This is a genomic window from Mycolicibacterium septicum DSM 44393, from assembly GCF_000455325.1.
GTDB classification, from domain to species: domain Bacteria; phylum Actinomycetota; class Actinomycetes; order Mycobacteriales; family Mycobacteriaceae; genus Mycobacterium; species Mycobacterium septicum.
Map to the genome: position 1 here is coordinate 1,242,797 of NZ_HG322951.1, position 4,450 is coordinate 1,247,246.

2 protein-coding genes are annotated in these 4,450 nt (G+C 68.7%); both read right to left on the reverse strand.

The window, feature by feature from the left end:
- A partial coding sequence (locus tag TX88_RS05685; protein ID WP_084621821.1) for a heterodisulfide reductase-related iron-sulfur binding cluster occupies window positions 1–2,854 on the reverse strand: 2,854 nt, incomplete at its 3' end.
- A 149-nt stretch (window positions 2,855–3,003) separates the two neighbouring features.
- Window positions 3,004–4,450 (reverse strand): isoniazid response ATPase/transcriptional regulator IniR (gene iniR / locus TX88_RS05690; RefSeq protein WP_044515294.1); only part of this gene is annotated, 1,447 nt, incomplete at its 5' end.

Here is a 4,450-nt window from a genome sequence, read left to right on the forward strand (position 1 = left end):
CGGCAGGTGCCTCAGCAGCAGGAGCCTCAGCAGCAGGAGCCGCGGGTGCGGCCTCGGCTGCGGGAGCCGCGGCCTTCTTGGCGCCAGGACGCTTCGCGCCGGCCGCCATGCCCAGACCCTTGACCGGTGCCGCAGGTGCAGCCGGAGCGGCAGGAGCCTCGGCGGCCGGAGCGGCCTCGGCCGCGGGAGCCGCGGCCTTCTTGGCACCAGGACGCTTCGCGCCGCCGGCGATGCCCAGGCCCTTGACCGGAGCAGCCGGTGCGGCGGGAGCCTCGGCGGCCGGGGCAGCTTCGGCGGCCGGAGCCGCAGTCTTCTTGGCACCGGGACGCTTCGCGCCGCCGGCCATACCCAGGCCCTTGACCGGGGCCGCTGCCGCAGCCGGGGCGGCTGAGGCCTCGGCGGCCGGGGCCGCCTTCTTGGCACCGGGGCGCTTGGCGGCGCCCGCCATGCCCAAACCGGTCACCGGCTTGGCTTCGGCAGTGGTGGCCGCTTCCGGTGCCTCTTCGACAGCTTCCTCGACCGCCGGTGCGGCAGCCGCCGCCGCGGCTTCGGCCTTGGCCTCGACCTCGGCGCGTGCCTCGGCCCGCTTCTCGGATTCCTTGGCCGCCGTGCCCTTTTCGGGCAGCGTGACGGCGCTCTTGTCCAGCGAGTTCAGCAGCAGCTGGGCCACGTCGAGCACTTCGGCCTTCTCGACGTTGCGAGAAGCGGCCACGTCGTCGACACCGTCGGTGATCATCACGCGGCAGAACGGGCAACCGGTCGCGATGGTCGAGGCGGTGTCCATCGCCTCTTCGGTCCGCTCGACGTTCACGCGCTTGCCGATGTGCTCTTCCATCCACATCCGCGCGCCACCGGCACCACAGCACAGGCCACGGTCGGCGTGGCGGGGCATTTCCTTCAGCGTCACGCCGGAGGCCTCGACCAGCTCACGCGGAGCCTCGTAGACCTTGTTGTGACGACCCAGGAAGCACGGATCGTGGTAGGTGACCTCGGGGCCGCCGGTGGACTTGACCGGCACCAGCTTCTTGTCCCGGACCAGCCGGTTGAGCAGCTGCGTGTGGTGCACCACGGTGTAGTTGGCGCCCAGCTGCGGGTACTCGCGGCCGATCGTGTTGAAGCAGTGCGGGCAGGTGACCACGATCTTGCGGTCGACCGTCTCGACACCCTCGAACAGCTCGTTGATGGTCTCGACGTTCTGCGCGGCCAACTGCTGGAACAGGAACTCGTTGCCGGAGCGGCGAGCCGAGTCACCCGTACACGTCTCACCGGTGCCCAGCACCAGGAACTTCACGCCCGAGGCCGCCAGCAGTTCGGCGACGGCCTTGGTGGTCTTCTTGGCGCGGTCCTCGTAGGCGCCGGCGCAGCCGACCCAGAACAGGTACTCGAAGCCGTCGAAGCTCTCCACGTCCTCGCCGTAGACCGGGACGTCGAAGTCGACCTCGTCGATCCAGTTGGTGCGGTCCTTGGCGTTCTGGCCCCAGGGGTTGCCCTTGAGCTCCAGGTTCTTGAACAGCACGCCGAGCTCACCGGGGAACTCCGACTCGACCATGACCTGGTAGCGGCGCATGTCGACGATGTGGTCGATGTGCTCGATGTCGACCGGGCACTGCTCGACGCAGGCGCCACAGTTGGTGCAGGACCACAGCACGTCGGGGTCGATGACGCCGCCCTGCTCGGCCGTTCCGACCAGCGGGCGCAGCGCCTGCTCGGGGCCCGAACCCTCGATGCGTGCGAAGCCGTCTTCGGGCACCCCGTGTCCGTGCAGGCTGTCGCCCAGCGCGGCGAAGTCGACCGAGCCTTCCTCGGGCATCGGCTTGCCTTCGATGATGTACGGAGCCTTCGCGAACAGGTGGTCGCGCAGGTTCATCATCACGAGCTTGGGGGACAGCGGCTTACCGGTGTTCCAGGCCGGGCACTGCGACTGGCACCGACCGCACTCGGTACAGGTCGCCATGTCGAGGTTGGCCTTCCAGGTGAAGTCCTCGATCCGGCCCTTGCCGAACACCGCATCCTCGGAGGGATCTTCGAAGTCGATCAGCTCGCCCTTGTATTCCATCGGCAGCAGCGGGCCGAGGCCGTTGGGCAGGCGCTTGAAGGTGACGTTGATCGGGGCCAGGCCGATGTGCAGGTGCTTGGAGTGCAGCACGATCAGCAGGAAGGCCAGCATGACGCCGAGGTGGGCGAGCAATGCGATGCTCTCCAGCCACACGTTGGCGGTGTGCCCCAGCGGGGCCAGCAGCGCGGCCATACCGTCGGAGAAGAAGGCGCCGGACTGGTACGGGAAGTTCTCGCCCAGCACGTTGACGGCCGCACCACGGAACACCGCGTAGGTCGCGATGACCAGGAAGATCATGATCAGGATCGTCCAGGCGCCGCCGTTGTGCGAGCCGTAGAAGCGGGACTCGCGGCCCAGCTGCTCGGGGTTCTTACGGATGCGGATGATCGCGAAGACGATGATGCCGGCCAGCACGGCGACGGCGAAGAAGTCCTGCAGGAAGCCCAGCACGGCCCAGCGGCCGACGAACGGGATGTGGAACTCGGGGTTGAACAGCACCCCGTAGGCCTCGAGGTACACCGTGGCGAGGACGAAGAAGCCCCACATCGTGAAGAAGTGCGCGATACCGGGGATCGACCACTTCAGCAGCTTCGACTGGGCGAAGACTTCCTTGTTCTGGTTGAGGAAGCGCTCGACCAGATGGTCCTTGCGGCCACGCTCATCGCCTACCGTCTGCCCGGAGCTGATCAGCTTGGTCAGCCACAGCACGCGCTTGCCGGCGAACGCCAGCACTACGAGCGTGGCGAGCAGACCGATAATCAGCCGTGACAGAGTCAGGGTGTGTTCGAGACTCTCCACAGAAACGCCTCCATTTCGCGAGTTACCCGACGGTAACTTAGGCCTAGTTACCCGTCGGTAACTTAGCTTCCTTCAGCTCATAGTGACATTTACGTGTTTCTTGCCGCTACCGAGGCTTACCTAACTTGGAGCGGACTGTGGTACAGCTCTCAGCCCTGCGGCGCCAGCATCGCCCGCAACATGGACAACATCTCGGTGCGCGACTCGGCGCCGAGACGCCGCCGGATCCGGGCCACGTGATGCTCGACGGTCTTCGCCGAGATGAACAGCTGACTGCCGATATCGCGGTAGGGCATCCCGAGCAGCAGCAGTTCGGCCACCTCGCGCTCGCGGTCGGACAACTTGGTCGACGCCCGCCCCTGCGCGGGCGTGGCGGGTGCGGCCGCCGGGGATGTGGACGCCACTGAGGCGACCTCGACCTCCTCGACCGCACTGGTCTGCTTGAGGTCGCGGGCCAGTTGCAGCATCGCCTGGGACACTCGCGCGTCCGGGGTCTGCAGCGCGGCCTGGCTCGCCAGCCGGGTGCCATCCCAGGTCAGGCCGAACTGAGACAGCGCCCGCGCCGCAGCCGTGACCTCATCGATGTCGACGTGGTTGGCCAGCACCCGCAACCAGGTGCGCCCACCGTTGGCCAGTGCCCGGGCGAAGGCGCTCTGTCCGGCGGCAGCGGTCAGGGCCTGACCATGTGGGGCCACAGCTCCGGGGGAGTTGGCCAGAATCCCGGCATGCACGCCGGCCCAGTGCAGCGGCACCGACCACAGCACCGGGTTGCCGAGCGCTGCAAGCAGGTCCCATGCCTCGGACAGCGTGTGTTCCAGCCGGTCGACCTGACGCATGCGGGCGCCGGCCACCCACAGCTCACCCAGCGGCAGCAGAGAGAACAGGTCGATCGAATACTCGGCGAGCACCTCCACGGCCGCGTACCAGTGCTTCTGCACCGCGCCGCTGTCCCCGCTGCGTCGGGCGATCGCGGTACGCAGCGCGGCCGCCCACAAGGCGTCGCGCCGGTGCAGATCATCGCCCGATTCGGCGGCGGCTGCGTCGGCACCGGCCGCGCCGAGTTGACCGTCCTGCATCTTCACCCAGCCCAGCAGCAGGCGGTGTCGAGCCGCACTGAAAACTTCGTCACCCGCCGCGCCGGCCCGGACCGCTCGGCTGATCACACTTCGTGCCCGCACGGAATCGCCACCGTGGAGCGCCGCGAGCGTCACCAACGCGGCCGGGGTATCGGGGGCGACGCCGCCGGCCTGATACTCGGATGTGACGGCCTGCCCCAACCGGGCCACGGTCACCGCGAACGGCTGATCCAGTGACAGCACCAGACCTTCGGCGAGGCTGCGGGCCGCCCGTGCCGTCGAGGTGGGCGGCCCGACCGCCTCGGTACTCGCCAACGCCCGCGCGGCCTCGCCGTCACCCGCCGCGAGGAAGGCGGTCGTGCTCGCCGAACTGACCAGGACGTCCGGGTACGGGCCGAGCCACCGGAACAGGTCGGCGGCCTGGGCCGCGCCGCCGTCGTGCATGGCGACACTGGCCGCGATCCGCACTGCGGTCGCCCGTTCGGCCGGGTCCTCGGAGCCGAGCAGTTCGTCGGACATC